The following is an 18,088-nucleotide window of genomic DNA, read 5'->3' on the forward strand; positions in this document are numbered from 1 at the left end:
TCTGCGCGCCTGACCCTCAAGCCCCCAGCCAACGCCCCTCCGGCCAGGCGCCGGATTCGACGGCCCGACGCGCCTCCTTGACCAGCAGTTCGACTGCGCAGCGGACATGGCGGCCCGAAGGGCGATTGGCAGGCATGGCCAGCACGATGGTGCGTGCCACCGGCGGATCGGCCAAGGGCGCTCCCGACAGCTTGCGGGCCTGCAGGTCTTCTGCAACGGCGATGGGCGGCAGGATGGTGAGGCCGTGCCCGGCGAGCACCAGGCGGCGCTGCACGCTGAGTGCGTTGGTCTCCGCGGAGATGTCCAGCGTCACGTTGCTGACGGCACACGCATGCTCCACGAGCGTGCGGATGCCGTGAGGCGCGCTCGGCAACACCAGCTTGTGCCCGGCCAGATCGGCCAGCGGCACGGGCTTGTCACCGCGCAGCCCCGCCTGCTTCGGGCCGATCACCCAGAGCGGCTCCTCGATCAACGGGGTGGTCTGCACTTCGGCGGAACGCTCGGCGCCGTAGATCAGTGCGGCATCCACTTCTCCCGACACGAGCCAACGCATCAGCGTGCCCGCGTAGCCCATGGCGATGCGGATGCGGATGCCCGGGTACTCGCGCGCCAGTGAGGCCACCAAGGGGCCTGACAGGGTGTCGATGGTGCTGGGGAGCAGCCCAAGTGTGACCAGCCCCGCCACGCCGGTGCCTGTGCCGGCGATTTCCACGCGCGCCCGATCCAGTTCCAGCATGGCGCGGCGCGCATAGCCCAGGAGCGCATGCCCGGCGTCGGTGAGCGCCATGCCGTGTCGCTCACGATCGAACAGCGCCGCGCCGACGTCTTCTTCCAGCAGGCGCAACTGGCGCGACACGGCCGGCTGCACCAGGTGCAACACCTCGGAAGCGCGCGTCACGCTCCCGGTTTCTGCGACGGTCAGGAAGGCGCGAAGGTGCTTGAGGTCCATGGGAGGAATCACAGATGTTGATGGATGAATGCCAAATAACGATTTCACAACCGATGACATCAAATTCTATGATGCCTGACCGATCCACTTCAGGTCTTCATCCAGCATGAATCACACACCCGCACCGGCGCCTGCATGGCAGCAGGCCGTCTTCAAGGTCCTCAAGGAGGGCGGCGTCGATCAGATCGCCTATGTGCCAGACGCCGGCCATTCGCACGTCATTCGCAGTGCCATCGCCGATCCTGATATCCAGGATGTCGTCCTGACGACGGAGGAAGAAGGCGTGGCCGTTTGCAGCGGCGCATGGCTTGGCGGCCATCGCGCCGTGCTGCTGATGCAAAGCAGCGGCGTGGGCAATTGCGTGAACATGTTCTCGCTGCTGCAAGCCGCCGATTTCCCCTTCTTCACGCTGGTGACCATGCGCGGCGAGTACGCCGAGTTCAATCCGTGGCAGGGGCCGATGGGCAAGGCGACACAGGCGGCGCTGGAGCTGATGGGCATCCACGTGCTCCGTGCTTCGAAGCCCGAGGAAGTGGAGGAAATCGTCAGTGCCGGCTTCGATGCCGCATTCGAGGCCGGCGAAAAGGTCGCCGTGCTGTTGGGACAAGAACTGATCGGCCGCAAGAAGTGGGAGCGCAAGTGATGAGCCAGGACGCATTGAACAAGCGCGCGGATCGCCGCGAATTCGTCGCCAAGCTTCTGGCGGCAACGCCCGACGCCCTGGTGGTCACGGGCCTGGGCTCGCCTTCGTACGACGTGTTTGCCGCCGGCGATCGGGACAAGAACTACTACCTGTGGGGCGCCATGGGGGGTGCCACATCGCTGGGGCTGGGCTTGGCCTTGGCGCAGCCCGACAAGTCGGTGGTGGTTGTCACGGGTGACGGGGAGCAGCTCATGGGCATCGGGAGCCTGGGATCGATCGCGGTGAAGCAACCCAAGAACCTCACGATCGTTGTGCTGGACAACGGGCATTTCGGCGAGACGGGCATGCAGCGCAGTCACTCCAGTCTCGGAGCGGACCTGGTCGGCATCGCCAAGGGTTTCGGCATCTCCGACGCCTTCTCGACCAACAGCGTCGACCTCGTCGGCGAGATTGCGCAGGGCATCAACGCTCGCCGCGGATTGGCCTTCGTGCAGGTGTTCATCGAAGCCGATGAACCGCCGCGCGCGCTGCCGCCGCGCGATGGCCCCTTCATCAAGAACCGGTTCCGCGCCGCGCTCGGCCTCAAGCCGTTCTGACACCCGCCACCGCGCCTCCAACGAAAGAGATGGCATGAAACGCTACCAACTGCGCATCGGCGGCCAAGCCTGCGAGCCCCGTGGGGGCCAGTGGTTCGACACCCAGAACCCTTACACCGGCGAAAGCTGGGCACAAATTCCGCGCGGCGATGCGAGCGACGTGGATGCCGCCGTGCAGGCCGCCCACCAGGCGCTGACGCGGGGCCCCTGGGCCGAACTGACGGCAACCCAGCGTGGCGCCCTGATGCGCAAGCTCGCCGACCTGATCGCTCGCGATGCCGTCAAGCTCGCGACGACCGAGGTTCGCGACAACGGCAAGCTGCTGGCCGAGATGCAGGGGCAGCTCAACTACATCCCGCAGTGGTTCCACTACTACGGCGGCCTGGCAGACAAGATGCAGGGCAGCACGCTGCCGCTCGACAAGAAGGGGTACTTCGCGTTCACCCGCCATGAGCCGGTCGGTGTGGTGGCCGCCATCACGCCCTGGAATTCGCCGCTGATGCTGCTGAGCTGGAAGATCGCGCCAGCCCTGGCGGCGGGCTGTACCGTGGTGGTGAAGCCCTCGGAGTTCACTTCGGCCTCCACGCTGGAGCTGGCGGAGCTGTTCGACGAAGCAGGTTTCCCGCCGGGCGTGTTCAACGTGGTCACGGGCTTCGGTGCCGAGGTGGGCACGCCGCTGGTCGAGCACCCGCTGGTGAGCAAGATCAGCTTCACCGGCTCGGACAGCACGGGTCGCCTGATCAACGAGAAGGCGGGGCGCCACCTCAAGCATGCGGCCATGGAACTGGGCGGCAAGTCGCCCAACGTGGTGTTCGAGGATGCGGACCTGGAGCAGGCGGCCTTTGGTGCCATCTCGGGCATCTTTGCCGCGACGGGCCAGACCTGCATTGCGGGGTCCCGGCTGCTGGTGCAGGACAGCATCCACGACGCCTTCGTCGAACGCCTGCTCGCGGTGGCTCGCACGGCCCGCATGGGCGATCCGATGAGCCCGGACACCCAGGTGGGACCGGTGACGACGCCGCCGCAGTACCAGAAGGTGCTGGAGTACATCGACATCGCCCGCAGCGAAGGCGCGACAGTCGTGCTGGGGGGAGAGAAGGGGACTGCGCCGGAGTGCGGCAAGGGCTGGTTCGTGCAGCCCACGATCTTCACCGGCGTGCACAACGACATGCGCATCGCCCAGGAAGAGGTGTTCGGCCCGGTGCTGTCGATCATCCGCTTCAAGGACGAAGCCGACGCGCTGCGCATCGCCAACGACGTGCGCTTCGGCCTGGCGGCAGCCGTCTGGACGAAGGACATCGGCCGTGCCATCCGCATGTCCGAGAAGCTGCAGGCCGGCACCGTGTGGGTCAACACCTACCGCGCCGTGAGCTTCATGGCGCCGTTCGGCGGCTACAAGGATTCCGGGCTGGGCCGCGAGAACGGCATCGATGCGATCCGCGAGTACCTGCAGACCAAGTGCGTCTGGATCAACAGCGGCGCGGTCACGGGCAACCCGTTCGTGATGCGCTGACGCATTCGAATCAATAAACGGAGACAAGAGCATGAGTCCATCGACACTGTCCCGGCGCGACCTGATGAAGTGGGGTGCTGTTGCCGCCACGCTGGGCACGCCCCTTCCCTATGCCTTCGCGCAGTCGGTCTTGCCGAAGGGACCGATCACGCTGGTGGTTCCCTTCTCGGCCGGAGGTGCTACGGATGTTGTTTCCCGCCTGGTCGCGCAGAAGCTGTCGGAGCGCATCGCGCACAGCGTGGTGGTGGAGAACGTGGCTGGCGGCGGGGGCGCCATCGGCGCCGCCAAGGTGGCGAAGGCTGCCGCCGATGGCAGCATGCTGCTGATGGGCACGGTCGCGACGCACGCGATCAATCCGTTGTCGACGCCGCCGTCTCCCTACGATGCCCAGCGCGACTTCACGCCCATTTCGCTCGTGGCGACCGTGCCCAACGTGCTGCTCGTCAGCTCGTCCGTGAAGGCACAGAACGTGCGGGAGCTCATTGCCCTGATCAAGGCACAGCCGGGCAAGTTCAACTACGGCTCGTCCGGCGTGGGCACACCGCCGCACCTGTCGGGGGAGTTGTTCAAGTCCATGGCCGGTCTGGACATCGGCCACGTTCCCTACAAGGGTGGCGGCCCGGCCATGACCGACCTGGTCGGTGGCCACATTCCGATCCTGTTCGACGTGCTCACCGGCGCGGCATCGCACATCCGGGCCGGCTCGGTGCGTGCGCTGGCGGTGACGACCAGCAAGCGCTCGCCGTCGTTCCCTGACATCCCGACCCTCGCCGAAGCGGGCCTGCCCGGCTATGAAACCTATACCTGGAACGCCGTCTTTGGGCCCGCGAAGCTGCCGCGCCCGCTGGTCGACCTGTTGAGCCGTGAGCTGCAGGCGGTGGTGGCGCAACCGGAAGTGCAGGCGAAGCTGAAGGACCTCAGTGCAACGCCGGTGGGATCGACGCCCGAAGTGCTGGACGCGCTGGTCAAGTCCGAGCTCGACAAGTGGGGCGCGGTCATCAAGTCCATCGGCGGTCTCAAGAGGGAATAAGCCGTGTTTGCCGCCACGCAGGAGAAAGCATGATGCTCAAGACCGCCGCTTTGCTTGAGCAGCTCGCCAAGGTCGTCGGCCCCGCGCGCGTGCTGGCCGATCCAGGCGACACGCAACCGTATCAGCAGGACTGGCGCGGCCGCTACCAGGGCGCGGCGCTCGCGGTCCTGATGCCCGGCAGCACGAGCGAGGTGGCCGAACTCGTGAAGGCCTGCGCCAGCCTGGGCGTGGCGATCGTCCCGCAAGGCGGCAACACCGGCCTCACGGGCGGCGCGGTCGCGGGAGCCGAGCGGCCGGCCGTGATCCTCAACCTGTCGCGGCTGAATCGGATCCGGGAGATCGATGCCGGCAACAACTCGATGACGGCCGAGGCCGGCTGCATCCTGGCCCATGTGCGCGAAGCCGCCGAGGAGCGCCAACGCCAGTTCCCGCTGCTGCTGGGCAGCGTCGGCAGCTGCGAGATCGGCGGCCTGGTGTCGACCAATGCCGGCGGCACCGGCGTTTTGCGCTACGGCAGCATGCGCGAGCTGGTGCTGGGTCTCGAGGTGGTCCTGCCCGATGGCCGCGTGTGGGACGGCCTGCGGGCGCTGCGCAAGGACAACTCCGGCTACGACCTGAAGCAGCTGTTCATCGGTGCAGAGGGCACGCTGGGCGTGGTGACGGCCGCGGTGCTGACGCTCTTTCCCCGGCTCAACGTTTCCGCCACGGCCATGGTGGCGCTGACTGGCGTCCAGCAGGCGGTCGATCTCCTGCGCTTCATGCAGGAACAGGTGGGCAACCGGATCGAGACCTTCGAGATCATGTCGCGCCGGCAGATCGAGTGGGTCTTGCAGCATGGCCACGGCCTTCAGTCGCCGATGGAACTGGACAGCCCGTGGTTCGTGCTGATGGAGATCGCGGACAGCTCGCCGCAGTGGGATGCCGTTGCCGAGCTCGAGAAGACGCTCGAGGCGGCCTTCGAACGCGAGCTGGTGGCCAACGCGGTGGTCGCCACCGACGTGGCCAAGGCGAACCGCATCTGGGAGCTGCGGCACACCATTTCGGAAGCCAACAAGCGCGCAGGGTTCACCGTCTCGAACGACACATCGGTGCCGGTCTCGAAGCTCCCGCGCTTCATCGATCTCGTGACCGAGCGCATCGAGCAGCAGGTGGCAGGGGCTGCGGTGTGCCACGCCGGGCACATCGGCGACGGCAACATCCACGTCATCGCGGTGCTGTCACGCTCGATCTACGGCACGCCGGAGCAATGCGAGGCGGCGGCAACGAAAGTCAACCTGATCGTGCACGAGGCGAGCGTGGAACTGGGCGGCAGCATCAGCGCCGAACATGGCATCGGCAGGATGCACGTCGAGCGCCTGGAGCGATTCAAGCCGGCGATCGACCTGCAGATGATGCGGATGATCAAGTCGACCTTCGACCCATCGAACCTGATGAACCCGGGAAAAATCCTAAGGGACACCGCGTTCGGGGCGTGAACCTGCATCGCCGATCCATCGAGCGGGCCAGGCGCCTGAAAGAACCATCTGTCGGAGAACATCATGCACGAGCGCGCCGACTGCGGATTTCGCCAAGGTGCCCGGCCTCGTCACGTTGGTTGCGCAGACAACCCGCCTGGACATTGCGGGACTGTCGATCATGGCGGTCCGCAGCCGTCCTGCGGCGACTTCTTCGGCGACGGATCCAAGGGGCAGGATCGTCTCGCCGATCCCCGCTTCCGCGGCACGCTTGACGCTGCCGAGCGATTCGATCTCCGCCACGACGTTCAATTGGAGGTTCAGAGGGGCGCATGCGTCATCGATGATGCGCCGCAAGCCATGATCTCTCCCGGGAAGCACCAGGGGCCGATTTGCCAGGGCAGACAGCAAGATCTTTCGTGGCATTCGTCCCGTGGACGCGCCCGAGACCAGCACGAGCCTGTCGTCGAGCAAGGGGCGCTTGGAGAGCCCGGCTTCGGGCTCATCGCCGTACATCAAGGCGAGGTCGAGCCTGCCCGACTGAAGCCATTCGCGAAGGAAGCCGCTGTAGGCTTCAATGATCTTCAAGCGAATTTCGGGCAGCTGTGTCCGACATGCACTGAGGATGGGCATGGTTGCCGTCAGGACCACGGTCGTGGGGAATCCGATCGCGACATCTCCCCGGGGCACTGTGTCGCATTCCCTTACCGCCGAGCGGGCGCGGTCGAGGTCGGCCAGCACGACCTTCGCATGCTCGAGGAAGACCTTTCCGGCTTCGGTCAACGTGATGCCGCGGCTCGACCGATCGAACAGTTGCGCACCGATTTCGTTCTCCAGCGAGGCGATTTGATGGCTGAGGGCCGGCTGGGCCACATGCAGCCTGCCTGAAGCCTTGAGCAGGCTCCCGGCCTCGCTTGCGCCAATGAAGTACCGAAGTTGTCGCAGTTCCATCGTTATCGGCTTTCGGTCTGGCTGATGGGCCGATTATGCGCCGATGGCTATCCGTGATCGCGATAGCCGGTAGCCCAAATCGGTATTTCCAATATATCGATCCGCGACCCAGAATCGAGCAACCAGGAGACAAGAGCATGACCATTGACATCGAGCATCTGCGCACATGGATCGACCAGACAACCGTCATCGAAGATGTCGTGACCCCCGCGCCGCTTCGCGCCCTGACCGCAACACTTGATCGAGACGATCCGCCGACCGCGCCGGCCGACGCGTTGCCACCTTGCTGGCATTGGCTTTACTTCCTGCCGATCCATCGGCAATCCGAGATCGGTCCCGACGGCCATCCGAAGCGCGGCGGCTTCCTGCCCCCGGTGCCGCTGCCGCGCAGGATGTGGGCTGGAAGTCAACTGCAGTTCCTGGCTCCGCTGCGTGTCGGCCAGGCGATCTCGCGCACCTCCCGCATCGCTGACGTGCGAATGAAGGAGGGGCGCACCGGGCCGCTGGTCTTCGTGAACGTGGACCACGAGATCCGGGCGGACGGCGAACTGGCCATCGTGGAGCGGCACGACATCGTGTACCGCGACAACCCGAAGCCGGGCGACCCCGTGCCGGCCCCGCAGCCCGCCCCGAACGACGCCGCGTGGACGCGCGACATCGTTCCGGACGACGTCCTGTTGTTCCGCTACTCGGCGCTGACGTTCAACGGGCACCGCATTCACTACGACCGCAAGTACGTGACCGAGGTGGAAGGCTACCCCGGCCTGATCGTGCACGGGCCCCTGATCGCCACCTTGCTGCTGGACCTGTTGCGGCGCAACCTGCCCGACGCGGCGGTCAAGGCCTTTTCGTTCCGGGCCGTCAAGCCGCTGTTCGACATTGCGCCTTTCACCGTTTGCGGCCGTCAGGAGGATGCCGAGACGGTGAAGCTCTGGGCCCGCACGCCGGACGGCCATCTGGCCATGGACGCCACGGCGAAGCTCTACTGAACCCATTCATACACACAAGGAGACACACATGTTCAACGAGACCGACGACTACCAGGAGATCCGCGACGCCGTGCGCGCACTGTGCCGGCAGTTCCCCGACGAATACTTCCGCAAGGTCGACGAGCAGAAGGCCTATCCCGAGAAGTTCGTCGACGCCCTGATGGAGGCCGGCTGGCTGGCCGCGATGATCCCCGAGGAATATGGCGGCACCGGCCTCGGGCTGACTGCTGCCACCGTGATCATGGAGGAGATCAATCGCTCGGGCGGCAACGCCGGCGCGGTGCACGGCCAGATGTACAACATGGGCACGCTGCTGCGCAACGGCAGCAAGGCGCAGAAGGACAAGTACCTGCCGGGCATCGCAGCCGGCAAGCTGCGCATCCAGTCGATGGCGGTGACCGAACCGACGACGGGCACCGACACGACCAAGATCAAGACCACCGCAGTCAAGAAGGACGGCCGCTACGTCGTCAACGGGCAGAAGGTGTGGATCTCGCGCGTGCAGCACTCCGACCTGATGATCCTGCTGGCACGCACCACGCCGCTGGCGGAGGTGAAGAAGAAGTCCGAGGGCATGTCGATCTTCATCGTCGACCTGAAGCAGGCCATCGGCAACGGCCTGACGGTGCGGCCCATTCCCAACCTGGTCAACCACGAGACCAACGAGCTGTTCTTCGAGAACCTGGAGATCCCGGAAGAGAACCTCATCGGCGAGGAGGGCAGGGGCTTCAAGTACATCCTGGACGGCCTGAACGCCGAGCGCACGTTGATCGCTGCCGAATGCATCGGCGACGGCTACTGGTTCATCGAGCGCGCTCGCAAGTACGCCAGCGAGCGCATCGTGTTCGACCGTCCGATCGGCAAGAACCAGGGCGTGCAATTCCCGATCGCCGACGCCTTCATCGAGGTGGAGGCGGCCAACCTGATGCGCTTCGAGGCGGCGCGGCGCTTCGATGCACGCCAGGACTGCGGCGCGCAGGCCAACATGGCCAAGTACCTGGCGGCCAAGGCGAGCTGGGAGGCGGCCAACGTCTGCATGCAGACGCACGGCGGCTTCGGCTTTGCCAACGAATACGACATCGAGCGCAAGTTCCGCGAGACGCGGCTCTACCAGGTGGCGCCGATCTCCACCAACCTCATCTATGCCTACGTGGCCGAGCACATCCTCGGCCTGCCGCGGTCGTTCTGATCGAAGGAGATTCTTGTCATGAAACGACCCTTGGATGGCGTGACGGTCGTCACGCTGGAGCACGCGATCGCGGCTCCCTTCTGCACCCGCCAACTGGCGGATCTCGGTGCCCGCGTGATCAAGGTGGAACGGCCTGGCGTGGGTGACTTTGCGCGCGCCTACGATGAGCGCGTGCAGGGCATGGCATCGCACTTCGTCTGGACGAACCGATCGAAGGAGAGCTTGACGCTGGACGTGAAGCATCCCGCGGCGCAGTCCGTGCTCGCCCGGCTGCTGGAGGATGCCGACGTGCTGGTGCAGAACCTGGCGCCCGGTGCGGCTGCAAGACTGGGGCTGTCATTCGAAGCACTGCACGAGAAGCATCCCAAGCTCATCGTGTGCGACATCTCGGGCTACGGTGACGACGGTCCGTACCGCGACAAGAAGGCCTACGACCTGCTGATCCAGAGCGAGTCGGGCTTCTTGTCCGTCACCGGATCGGATGCGGAGCCTGCGAAGGCGGGGTGCTCCATCGCGGACATTGCCGCGGGCATGTACGCCTACACGGGCATCCTTGCTGCGCTGATTCAACGCGACAAGACCGGCAAGGGCAGTCGAATCGATGTGTCGATGCTGGAGAGCATGGTGGAGTGGATGGGCTATCCGCTTTACTACGCATTCGAGGGTGCGGCGCCGCCTCCGCGGGCGGGTGCCGCTCACGCCACGATCTACCCCTACGGTCCCTTCCCGGCAGGCGACGGCCGCACCGTCATGCTCGGCCTGCAGAACGAACGGGAGTGGGGCGCCTTCTGCAAGACGGTGCTGCAGCGCCCTGAACTGGCGACCGACGAGCGCTTTGCGTCCAACTCCAAGCGCGTGGCGAACAGGGACGCGGTGCGAGCGCTCATCGTGGAGGGGTTCTCATCGCTGACGGTGGAGCAGGTTGTTGAACGGCTGGAGGCTGCCCAGATTGCCAATGCCAGCGTCAACGACATGCACGACGTCTGGAATCACCCCCAACTGAAGGCGCGTGGGCGCTGGACCGAGGTCCCGTCGCCCAGCGGGCTCATCCCGGCGCTGTTGCCCCCGGGCAAGACGGACGCCTACGCACCGCGGATGGACGCTGTGCCGGGGCTCGGCGAGAACACCGACGCCATCCTGCAGGGACTCGGGTGGTCGAGCGAGGACATCGCGTCCATGCGCAGTACAGGCGCCATCTGAAATTGAAGCAAAACTGGAGACAAATGACATGAAGCTGATTCAAATGCCGGTCTGGAAAATGACCGTCTCGACGATGGCCGGGTTGGCCCTGTCCTGTGCCGCGTGGGCGCAGGGCTACCCGACCAAGGCGATCACTCTGGTGGTTCCTTTTGCTGCCGGCGGTCCGACGGACGTCGTGGCCCGGACTCTGGGTGCGGCCATGACCAAGACGCTTGGCCAATCGGTGATCGTGGAGAACAAGACAGGCGCGGGCGGCACCATTGCCGCCGCCTACACCGCGCGGGCGAACCCCGATGGCTACACCTTCCTGATCCATCACAACGGCATGGCGACGGCACCGGTTCTTTATCGAAAGCTGAACTACAAGCCGCTCTCAGATTTCGAGTACGTCAGCCAGGTGATCGATGTGCCGATGACCTTGGTCGGGCGCAAGGACCTGCCGGCCAAGGACTTCAAGGAGTTGATGGCATATGCGAAGGCGAACGGCGACAAGATCAATCTCGCCCATGCGGGGCTGGGGGCGGTCTCCCATCTGTGCGGCGTCTTGCTGCGCCAGGCGATGGGTGTGTCGATGACCACCGTGCCTTATCAGGGCACCGGCCCTGCGATGAACGCGCTGCTGGCCGGGCAGGTCGACCTGCTGTGCGATCAGACCACTTCGACCACGCCGTACATCAAGGCGGGCTCCATCAAGCTCTATGGCGTGACCACGGCTTCCCGCCTCAAGACGCTTCCCGACACGCCCACGCTTGCTGAGCAGGGCCTGAAGGACTTCCAGGTCGTCGTCTGGCACGGCATCTATGCGCCGAAGGGAACGCCCAAGGAAGCCGTGGACAAGTTCGGTGCCGCACTGAAAACGGCGCTGAAAGACCCGACGGTTGCCCAACGCCTGGCGGAACTCGGGGCGATCGTTCCCAGCGATGCCAAATTGACGCCTGCAGGCCTCCAGACATGGCTCCAGCAGGAAACGACGCGATACGAACCCGTCATCAAGGCGGCAGGACAGTTCGCCGACTGATGCGCAATAGCGCGTGACATGCAGCTGTAAAGGAGCGTGCCCATGAAGATCCTGGTCCCCGTCAAGCGGGTCGTCGACTACAACGTGAAGGTGCGCGTCAAGTCCGACGGCACCGGTGTCGATATCGCCAACGTCAAGATGAGCATGAACCCCTTCGACGAGATCGCCGTCGAAGAAGCGGTGAGGCTCAAGGAGAAGGGCGTCGTCACCGAGATCATCGCCGTGTCCTGCGGCGATGCGAAGTGCCAGGAGACCCTGCGCACTGCCATGGCCATCGGCGCCGACCGCGGCATCCTGGTGGAGACCACCGAAGAGCTGCAGCCGCTCGCCGTCGCCAAGCTGCTCAAGGCGCTGGTGGACAAGGAACAGCCCGGCCTGGTGATCCTGGGCAAGCAGGCCATCGACGACGACGCCAACCAGACCGGCCAGATGCTCGCGGCGCTGGCTGATCTGCCGCAAGCCACCTTCGCCAGCAAGGTCGAAGTGTCGGGCGACAAGGTCAACGTCACCCGCGAAGTCGACGGCGGCCTGGAGACCATCTCTTTGAGCCTGCCGGCGGTCATCACCACCGATCTGCGCCTGAACGAGCCGCGCTACGTCACGCTGCCCAACATCATGAAGGCCAAGAAGAAGCAGCTCGACACCGTCAAGCCCGAGGACCTGGGCGTGGACGTCAAGCCGCGCCTGAAGACCCTCAAGGTCAGCGAGCCCCCGAAGCGCGGTGCCGGCATCAAGGTGCCCGATGTCGCCACGCTGGTGGACAAGCTGAAGAACGAAGCGAAGGTGATCTGACCATGACCGTCCTTGTTATTGCCGAACACGACCACGCCACCGTCAAGCCGGCGACCCTCAACACCGTGACCGCGGCCATCGCCTGCCAGAGCGGCGATGTGCATGTGCTGGTGGCCGGTGCCAATGCGGCGGAAGCTGCGGCCGCCGCCGCCAAGATTGCCGGCGTGGCCAAGGTGATCGCCGCCGACAGCCCGAGCCTCGCCGAGAACCTGGCCGAGAACGTTGCTGCTCAAGTCCTGGCCTTATGTGGAGGTGAGGCCAAGAACTACAGCCACATCCTGTTCCCGGCGACCGCCAACGGCAAGAACGTCGCCCCTCGCGTGGCCGCCAAGCTCGATGTGGCCCAGATCAGCGACATCACCAAGGTCGACAGCCCCGACACCTTCGAGCGCCCGATCTACGCCGGCAATGCCATCGCCATCGTGCAGAGCAGCGACGCGATCAAGGTGGTCACCGTGCGCACCACCGGCTTCGACGCGGCCGCTGCCACCGGCGGCAGCGCCACGGTGGAGAACGCCGAAGGCGTGGCCGACAGCGGCAAGTCGAGCTTCGTCGGTCGCGAAGTCACCAAGAGCGAGCGCCCCGAGCTCACGGCGGCCAAGATCATCGTCTCCGGCGGCCGCGCTCTCGGCAGTGCGGAGAAGTTCCAGGAGGTGATGGCACCGCTGGCCGACAAGCTCAACGCCGGCCTGGGTGCCAGCCGCGCCGCGGTCGATGCGGGCTACGCCCCCAACGACTGGCAGGTGGGCCAGACCGGGAAGATCGTCGCGCCGCAGCTGTACATCGCCTGCGGCATCTCGGGCGCGATCCAGCACCTGGCCGGCATGAAGGATTCGAAGGTGATCGTGGCGATCAACAAGGACCCGGAAGCGCCGATCTTCTCGGTGGCCGACTACGGCCTGGAAGCCGATCTGTTCACGGCCGTGCCGGAACTGGTTGCAGCGCTGGGCTAGGACGATGGACACCGCGGCGCACAGCCATGAGTTTCTCCAGAGCGGCCCTCGGCTGCCCCATTTCGCAGGCTGAGCCGCCTTGACAAGACCCATGACACCGAAAAACGCACTTGCCACGGCAAGAACCTTCCTGTTCGTTCCAGGCAACCGCCCCGAGCGCTTCGAGAAGGCATTCCAAAGCGGCGCAGACGCCGTTGTGATCGACCTCGAGGACAGTGTGCCGCCGGCGGCCAAGGCCAGCGCACGCGAGGCCATTGCACAAGCCCGGCAGGGTCTGAGGAAGTACCCGACTCCGTTCGTGCTGCGCATCAATTCGGCCGACCAGATGGCGGGACGTGAAGACCTCGGGTGGCTGGCGCAACTGGAGGCGCCCGATGCGGTCATGGTGCCGAAGGCGGAGTCCGTGGGAACCCTGTCTCTGGTGGCTGCGAGCGCGCCTGCGGCGGCCATCCTTCCGCTCATTGAAAGCGCCGTGGGATACGCTGCACTTGATTCGCTTGCAGGCGCGGCGAACGTGCTTCGCCTGGTGGTGGGTCACATCGATTTCATGGCCGACACCGGCTTGCAGTGCTCCGAGGGGGAGCCCGAGCTGATGCCCTTGCGCTTCGCCGTCGCCATGGCAACGCGTGTCCACAAGCTGGCACTTGCCGTGGATGGCGTCACCGTCGACATCGCGAACGAGGACGTGCTGCGCAGCGATACGCGGCGCGCGCTTCGGCTGGGCTTCGGCGGCAAGCTTTGCATCCACCCGAACCAGATTGCCGTGGTTCACGAGGCCATGTCGCCCAGTGCCGCGGAGGTGGAGTGGGCCGAACGCGTGCTGGCCGCAGATGCCGCCTCGGGCGGCGCGGCCGTGCAGCTCGACGGGCGCATGGTGGATCTCCCTGTCGTGCTCCAGGCCCGCCGCACGCTCGCGCGAGCCGGCGGCCGGCCGGCGGGGTAAGTTGCCATGGGCTGAAGGATCTCAGGACTGCGGCAAGCTCGCTGTTCCCGGTGCATGCGCCGCTTGTCGAGCAAATGCGCAGCGGCGCGCGGAGCTGCAGCTGCCGCTGGCGCAAGGGCGTCGCGCGGCACCGCCCCCGTGACCTTCATCCAGCTGAAGGCGGAAGGGTGCAGCTCGAAGGAGCGCCTGCCGCGCTCAAGCTCTGGCGCTGAACGGGCCCCGGGCCGTACATCCGCATCGCAGTGTCGCGCGCGAGGAGAAGGAAACCCAGCAGCGAAAGGCGATCGAGCAAGGCGCCTTCACGGCCGACCTGCTGGGCCTCACGGAGACGCTGCGCCGCCCGGGCTTCAGCTGATAGCCCCCACTCGCTGCCCTGCGGTCGGATCAAAGGTGGCAAGATAGCCGCATGCCTGCGCCACCGGACGATCTCGTGCTCGACACCGAAGCCCTGCTTCGGCTGGCCGGTGAGCACATGGCCAACACAGGTTGTGTGCGCTGTGCTGCACTCCGCTGCCCGGGGTGGGAGGCCTTTCCGGCGTTCGCCGACGAAACCAGCCTTCGCCGCATCGGTACTCTCCGGTCGCCTGGCGACCAGGACCTCGCGCTGGACGAGTATCACCCGCAAGGCACCGACTACTGGTCGGCGCAGGCGCCGATCGCCCCGGCTTTTCATCCCTACAACCGCTGCGAGCTGTGGGCTTGCAGGGGATGCGGCAGACCCTTCCTGCGCTACACCGAGTATGGCGGCTACTACGAGGAAAAGCGGATCCGCGAACTGCGGATGGAGCTCATTGCGCCTGCCTGAGCACCGGCTTCCGCCCTCTAACTGAGGAGATCAGCGGCCCTCGGGCCGGTTCAAGGAGGCGATCGCTTGCCGCGCCTCCTTGACGAGCAGCGCGCGTGCCGCCCCGTGGGGCGATCGGGGGGGGGGGTGTGCCAGCGGTCGTCGTAGCGCTTTCCGGAGGTCGACAAACTAACAAGACTTAGTCCGACCCCTCACGCAGGCCCCTCCATCATGCAGACATTCAACATCCATGAAGCCAAGACGCACCTGTCGCGCATCGTCGAGCGCGTGGCGCGCGGAGAGTCTTTCGTGATCGCCAAGGCGGGGAAACCGATGGTCAAGGTGGTACCGCTCGATGCGACGGAACCTTCGCCGCCCAAGCGCCTTGGATTTCTTGCCGGTCAGGTGCAAGTGCCGGACGACTTCGACACGATGGGTTCGGCCGAGATCGAACGCCTGTTCGGCATCATCCCATGAGACTGCTTCTGGATACGCGCCTGCTGCTGTGGGCAGCGGGGGCATCGAAGCGGCTTTCCGCTTTGACACGCAAGGCGATCGAGTCGCCTGACAACAGTCTCTTCTTCAGTGTCGCGAGCATTTGGGAGATCGTCATCAAGCGCAGGTTGGATCGGCCGGACTTCCAGGTTGATGCGCATCTGCTGCGGCGCGGGCTGCTGGACAACGGCTACGCCGAACTGGCGATCACAGGGGAACATGCGCTGGCCGTGGAAGGCTTGCCACCCATCCACAACGACCCGTTCGACCGGCTGTTGGTCGCCCAAGCCACCGCTGAAGGCATGACGCTCCTGACTGCCGATGCGAACGTGGCACTCTATCCGGGACCCATCCGCAAGGCATGAGACCGGAATAGCTTTACGGATCAGCGCCCGGCACCGTCGAGCAGCGCGATCTCGGCCAGAAGATCGTCGAGCGCGCCCTTCACGAAGTCCAACGTGGGCTGATGGACGAGCCGGCCATCGCTGATCTGTGCAGCGACATTCGCGATCGCGACATGCTGCCGGACCACCGGCCGGGCCAAGGTGGCCGCCAGGGCGTCGCGGATCTGTGCCTGCGCGCGCACGCCGCCGGCGGTTCCGGGCGAGGCGGTCATGACGAGCGCCGGCTTGCCCTTCAGCGGCGAGGCGAATCCGGGGCGTGACGCCCAGTCGATCGCGTTCTTCAGCACACCCGGCATGCCGTAGTTGTATTCGGGCGAACACAGGACGATCCCGTCGGCCTGCGAGATGGCCTGCTTGAGCCCGGCGACCGCCGGGGGCGGCGCGGCCCCGTCCAGGTCGGCGTTGTAGAGCGGGATCTCATCCAGCGGGAAGAGCTCGATGGATGCCGAATCCGGCAGCAAGGCCTGAAGGCTGCGAAGCACCGCGGTGCAGTTCGATTGGCTTCGGATGCTGCCGGAGATGCCGAGCAGACGGGTGCGGGTGGTTGAAGTTCGTTGGTGCATGGTCATTAGTGTTTTACAGATACCGAAGTTTATGCATAAAATGCGGTAAATGCACAGATAAGAGCAACAGCGCAACCCGCAGGAGACATCATGCTCAAGGTCAACCGGCCCACGCCTTCGCACTTCGGAATCTTCGTCACCGACCTGGAACGGATGGTGGCCTTCTACACCGAGACCTTCGACCTCACGGTCACCGACCGGGGCGAGGGACGGACTTTCAGGAACAAGCTGGTCTTCATGAGCGCCAGCGCGGACCAGCACCATCAACTGGTGTTGGCCTCGGGCCGGCCGGCGGATGCGAAGTTCAGTACCGTGATGCAGATCTCCTTCGTGGTGCCGGGCATCGAGCACCTGCGCGATATCTCGGCCCGCGCGGCCGAACGAGGCGCCACCGAGATTCGCGGCCTCAACCACGGCAATGCGCTGTCCGTCTACATGCTCGACCCCGAAGGCAACACGGTGGAGATCTATGTCGACACGCCCTTCTACGTCGCGCAGCCCCATGGCGATCCGCTGGATCTCTCCAAGGATGACGAGACGCTGATGCGCGAGACCGAGGAGGCCTGCCGCCGAGACCCCACCTTCATGCCGCTCGCGCAGTGGCAGGCGCAGTTCGAGGCCAAGTCGCCTGCGCCCACCCCATCCGCTGCCTGACGTTCGCGGCAGGCCCATTTCCCCCCGCATCTCAACTGGAGTTCCCATGAAGCTTTTGTCATTCGTTCATCAAGGCCGCGAAACCTGGGGCGCCGTCGTCGGTGACGGCGTCGTCGACCTCGGCGCCGCGCTCCCCCAGCACGCGAGCCTGGCCGACTACATCGCCTCGGGCGAGTACACGCAGGCGGCCCAGCACGTCGAAGGCCTGCCCGTCGCCGCCAAGCTGGCCGACATCCGCTTCCTGCCCGTGATTCCGCGTTCCGAGAAGATCATCTGCGCTGTGCGCAACTACATGGACCATCACCAGGAAGTGCTGGCCGCGGGCATGCAGCGCGAGCTGTCGGAGCAGCCGCCCATCTTCCTGCGCGTCTGGCGCTCGCAGTGCGCGCACAACGAGCCGATCGTGCGCCCGCACGTGTCGGAATCGCTGGACTGGGAAGGCGAGCTTGCCGTGATCATCGGCAAGGGCGGGCGCAACATCGCCGAGGCGGATGCCTTCGACCATGTGGCGGGCTACGCCTGCTACAACGACGGCAGCGTGCGCGAGTGGCAGTTCCACGCCAAGCAGATCGCCTCGGGCAAGAACTTCGAATCGACCGGCGGCTTCGGCCCGTGGATGGTGACTGCGGACGAGATCGAGCCCGGGCGCCAGCTCAAGCTGGAGACGCGGCTCAACGGCGAGGTCGTGCAATCGAGCCACACGGGGCACATGATCTTCAGCATTCCGAAGCTCATCAACTACGCCTCGACGATCTTCACGCTGACGCCCGGCGACGTGATCGCCACCGGCACGCCGGCCGGTGTCGGCTGGAGCAAGAAGCCGCCGCGCTTCATGAAGCCCGGTGACGTGTGCGAGGTCGAGATCGAGGGCATCGGCGTGTTGCGCAACCCCATCGTCCAGCAGGACTGAGGCTTTCCGCAGGTGGCCGCTGACGGACGCGGCCTTCATCCCAAAAAAACATCGGAGA

Annotated in this window: 20 protein-coding genes; 17 read left to right on the forward strand and 3 right to left on the reverse strand. The window is 65.5% G+C overall.

The genetic code is table 11. The features are described 5' to 3' along the window. Positions 1-16: 16 nt before the first annotated feature. Positions 17-949: a LysR family transcriptional regulator gene (locus tag AC3A6X_RS08140; RefSeq protein WP_487841699.1), complete on the reverse strand. Its 933-nt coding sequence runs from the start codon at positions 947-949 to the stop codon at positions 17-19. Between the two features lie 106 nt (positions 950-1,055). Between AC3A6X_RS08140 and AC3A6X_RS08145 the strand changes: the two genes are divergently transcribed. The 5 genes from AC3A6X_RS08145 to AC3A6X_RS08165 are packed head-to-tail and all read left to right on the forward strand — an operon-like array spanning position 1,056 to position 6,206. After that, positions 1,056-1,592: a phosphonopyruvate decarboxylase gene (locus tag AC3A6X_RS08145; RefSeq protein ID WP_487841700.1), complete on the forward strand. Its 537-nt coding sequence runs from the start codon at positions 1,056-1,058 to the stop codon at positions 1,590-1,592. Further along, positions 1,592-2,188 (forward strand): thiamine pyrophosphate-dependent enzyme, encoded by a 597-nt coding sequence (locus AC3A6X_RS08150; RefSeq protein WP_487841701.1) that lies wholly within the window; start codon positions 1,592-1,594, stop codon positions 2,186-2,188. Before AC3A6X_RS08145 ends, AC3A6X_RS08150 begins: the two co-directional genes overlap by 1 nt. Positions 2,189-2,222: 34 nt before the next feature. Beyond that, a complete protein-coding gene (locus tag AC3A6X_RS08155; RefSeq protein WP_487841702.1) occupies positions 2,223-3,701 on the forward strand; it encodes an aldehyde dehydrogenase in 1,479 nt (492 codons plus the stop codon). A gap of 31 nt (positions 3,702-3,732) precedes the next feature. Beyond that, positions 3,733-4,731 carry a Bug family tripartite tricarboxylate transporter substrate binding protein gene (locus tag AC3A6X_RS08160; RefSeq protein ID WP_487841703.1) on the forward strand — a complete coding sequence of 333 codons (999 nt, stop codon included), beginning with the start codon at positions 3,733-3,735 and terminating at the stop codon, positions 4,729-4,731. Positions 4,732-4,760: 29 nt separating this feature from the next. Next, positions 4,761-6,206 (forward strand): FAD-binding oxidoreductase, encoded by a 1,446-nt coding sequence (locus AC3A6X_RS08165; protein ID WP_487841704.1) that lies wholly within the window; start codon positions 4,761-4,763, stop codon positions 6,204-6,206. Here the strand turns inward: AC3A6X_RS08165 and AC3A6X_RS08170 are convergent. Continuing rightward, positions 6,180-7,136, reverse strand: a complete 957-nt coding sequence (locus AC3A6X_RS08170; protein WP_487841705.1) for a LysR substrate-binding domain-containing protein — start codon at positions 7,134-7,136, stop codon at positions 6,180-6,182. The genes AC3A6X_RS08165 and AC3A6X_RS08170 overlap by 27 nt on opposite strands. Before the next feature lie 137 nt (positions 7,137-7,273). On the opposite strand from AC3A6X_RS08170, the gene AC3A6X_RS08175 reads away from it, so the two are divergent. From AC3A6X_RS08175 to AC3A6X_RS08220, 10 genes are all read left to right on the forward strand, one after another. Then, entirely contained in the window at positions 7,274-8,125 is an 852-nt protein-coding gene (locus AC3A6X_RS08175; RefSeq protein WP_487841706.1) for an HTD2 family dehydratase, read from the forward strand. Positions 8,126-8,153: 28 nt separating this feature from the next. Then, a complete protein-coding gene (locus AC3A6X_RS08180) occupies positions 8,154-9,314 on the forward strand; it encodes an acyl-CoA dehydrogenase family protein (protein WP_309962481.1) in 1,161 nt (386 codons plus the stop codon). Between the two features lie 18 nt (positions 9,315-9,332). Further along, positions 9,333-10,514 (forward strand): CaiB/BaiF CoA transferase family protein, encoded by a 1,182-nt coding sequence (locus AC3A6X_RS08185; protein WP_487841707.1) that lies wholly within the window; start codon positions 9,333-9,335, stop codon positions 10,512-10,514. A 28-nt stretch (positions 10,515-10,542) separates the two neighbouring features. Continuing rightward, complete coding sequence (locus AC3A6X_RS08190) at positions 10,543-11,532, forward strand: tripartite tricarboxylate transporter substrate-binding protein (RefSeq protein ID WP_487841708.1); 990 nt, start codon at positions 10,543-10,545, stop codon at positions 11,530-11,532. A 42-nt stretch (positions 11,533-11,574) separates the two neighbouring features. After that, on the forward strand, positions 11,575-12,324 hold the full coding sequence (locus AC3A6X_RS08195) for an electron transfer flavoprotein subunit beta/FixA family protein (RefSeq protein ID WP_487841294.1): 750 nt from the start codon (positions 11,575-11,577) through the stop codon (positions 12,322-12,324). A gap of 2 nt (positions 12,325-12,326) precedes the next feature. Further along, entirely contained in the window at positions 12,327-13,277 is a 951-nt protein-coding gene (locus AC3A6X_RS08200) for an electron transfer flavoprotein subunit alpha/FixB family protein (RefSeq protein WP_309962472.1), read from the forward strand. Positions 13,278-13,368: 91 nt separating this feature from the next. Then, positions 13,369-14,220: an HpcH/HpaI aldolase/citrate lyase family protein gene (locus AC3A6X_RS08205; RefSeq protein WP_487841709.1), complete on the forward strand. Its 852-nt coding sequence runs from the start codon at positions 13,369-13,371 to the stop codon at positions 14,218-14,220. Positions 14,221-14,626: 406 nt separating this feature from the next. Beyond that, a complete protein-coding gene (locus AC3A6X_RS08210; RefSeq protein ID WP_487841710.1) occupies positions 14,627-15,025 on the forward strand; it encodes a hypothetical protein in 399 nt (132 codons plus the stop codon). Between the two features lie 210 nt (positions 15,026-15,235). Next, the gene (locus AC3A6X_RS08215; RefSeq protein ID WP_487841711.1) at positions 15,236-15,481 is read left to right on the forward strand and encodes a type II toxin-antitoxin system Phd/YefM family antitoxin; all 246 of its coding nucleotides are present in this window, start codon (positions 15,236-15,238) and stop codon (positions 15,479-15,481) included. Then, positions 15,478-15,864, forward strand: a complete 387-nt coding sequence (locus tag AC3A6X_RS08220; RefSeq protein WP_487841712.1) for a type II toxin-antitoxin system VapC family toxin — start codon at positions 15,478-15,480, stop codon at positions 15,862-15,864. Before AC3A6X_RS08215 ends, AC3A6X_RS08220 begins: the two co-directional genes overlap by 4 nt. 20 nt (positions 15,865-15,884) lie before the next feature. Here AC3A6X_RS08220 and AC3A6X_RS08225 read toward each other — a convergent pair whose 3' ends face one another. After that, on the reverse strand, positions 15,885-16,466 hold the full coding sequence (locus AC3A6X_RS08225) for an NADPH-dependent FMN reductase (RefSeq protein WP_487841713.1): 582 nt from the start codon (positions 16,464-16,466) through the stop codon (positions 15,885-15,887). Between the two features lie 90 nt (positions 16,467-16,556). Between AC3A6X_RS08225 and AC3A6X_RS08230 the strand changes: the two genes are divergently transcribed. Further along, entirely contained in the window at positions 16,557-17,120 is a 564-nt protein-coding gene (locus tag AC3A6X_RS08230; protein WP_487841714.1) for a VOC family protein, read from the forward strand. A 46-nt stretch (positions 17,121-17,166) separates the two neighbouring features. Then, positions 17,167-18,030 (forward strand): fumarylacetoacetate hydrolase family protein, encoded by an 864-nt coding sequence (locus AC3A6X_RS08235; protein WP_487841715.1) that lies wholly within the window; start codon positions 17,167-17,169, stop codon positions 18,028-18,030. Positions 18,031-18,088 lie beyond the last annotated feature (58 nt).

It is taken from the genome of Variovorax sp. Soil_C_12 (assembly GCF_057657375.1).

Bases quoted from the DNA above. Each gene is read 5' to 3' on its own strand.
- AC3A6X_RS08140 (WP_487841699.1), bottom strand. From the start codon at position 949: ATGGACCTCAAGCACCTTCGCGCCTTCCTGACCGTCGCAGAAACCGGG.
- AC3A6X_RS08145 (WP_487841700.1), top strand. From the start codon at position 1,056: ATGAATCACACACCCGCACCGGCGCCTGCATGGCAGCAGGCCGTCTTC.
- AC3A6X_RS08150 (WP_487841701.1), top strand. From the start codon at position 1,592: ATGAGCCAGGACGCATTGAACAAGCGCGCGGATCGCCGCGAATTCGTC.
- AC3A6X_RS08155 (WP_487841702.1), top strand. From the start codon at position 2,223: ATGAAACGCTACCAACTGCGCATCGGCGGCCAAGCCTGCGAGCCCCGT.
- AC3A6X_RS08160 (WP_487841703.1), top strand. From the start codon at position 3,733: ATGAGTCCATCGACACTGTCCCGGCGCGACCTGATGAAGTGGGGTGCT.
- AC3A6X_RS08165 (WP_487841704.1), top strand. From the start codon at position 4,761: ATGATGCTCAAGACCGCCGCTTTGCTTGAGCAGCTCGCCAAGGTCGTC.
- AC3A6X_RS08170 (WP_487841705.1), bottom strand. From the start codon at position 7,136: ATGGAACTGCGACAACTTCGGTACTTCATTGGCGCAAGCGAGGCCGGG.
- AC3A6X_RS08175 (WP_487841706.1), top strand. From the start codon at position 7,274: ATGACCATTGACATCGAGCATCTGCGCACATGGATCGACCAGACAACC.
- AC3A6X_RS08180 (WP_309962481.1), top strand. From the start codon at position 8,154: ATGTTCAACGAGACCGACGACTACCAGGAGATCCGCGACGCCGTGCGC.
- AC3A6X_RS08185 (WP_487841707.1), top strand. From the start codon at position 9,333: ATGAAACGACCCTTGGATGGCGTGACGGTCGTCACGCTGGAGCACGCG.
- AC3A6X_RS08190 (WP_487841708.1), top strand. From the start codon at position 10,543: ATGAAGCTGATTCAAATGCCGGTCTGGAAAATGACCGTCTCGACGATG.
- AC3A6X_RS08195 (WP_487841294.1), top strand. From the start codon at position 11,575: ATGAAGATCCTGGTCCCCGTCAAGCGGGTCGTCGACTACAACGTGAAG.
- AC3A6X_RS08200 (WP_309962472.1), top strand. From the start codon at position 12,327: ATGACCGTCCTTGTTATTGCCGAACACGACCACGCCACCGTCAAGCCG.
- AC3A6X_RS08205 (WP_487841709.1), top strand. From the start codon at position 13,369: ATGACACCGAAAAACGCACTTGCCACGGCAAGAACCTTCCTGTTCGTT.
- AC3A6X_RS08210 (WP_487841710.1), top strand. From the start codon at position 14,627: ATGCCTGCGCCACCGGACGATCTCGTGCTCGACACCGAAGCCCTGCTT.
- AC3A6X_RS08215 (WP_487841711.1), top strand. From the start codon at position 15,236: ATGCAGACATTCAACATCCATGAAGCCAAGACGCACCTGTCGCGCATC.
- AC3A6X_RS08220 (WP_487841712.1), top strand. From the start codon at position 15,478: ATGAGACTGCTTCTGGATACGCGCCTGCTGCTGTGGGCAGCGGGGGCA.
- AC3A6X_RS08225 (WP_487841713.1), bottom strand. From the start codon at position 16,466: ATGCACCAACGAACTTCAACCACCCGCACCCGTCTGCTCGGCATCTCC.
- AC3A6X_RS08230 (WP_487841714.1), top strand. From the start codon at position 16,557: ATGCTCAAGGTCAACCGGCCCACGCCTTCGCACTTCGGAATCTTCGTC.
- AC3A6X_RS08235 (WP_487841715.1), top strand. From the start codon at position 17,167: ATGAAGCTTTTGTCATTCGTTCATCAAGGCCGCGAAACCTGGGGCGCC.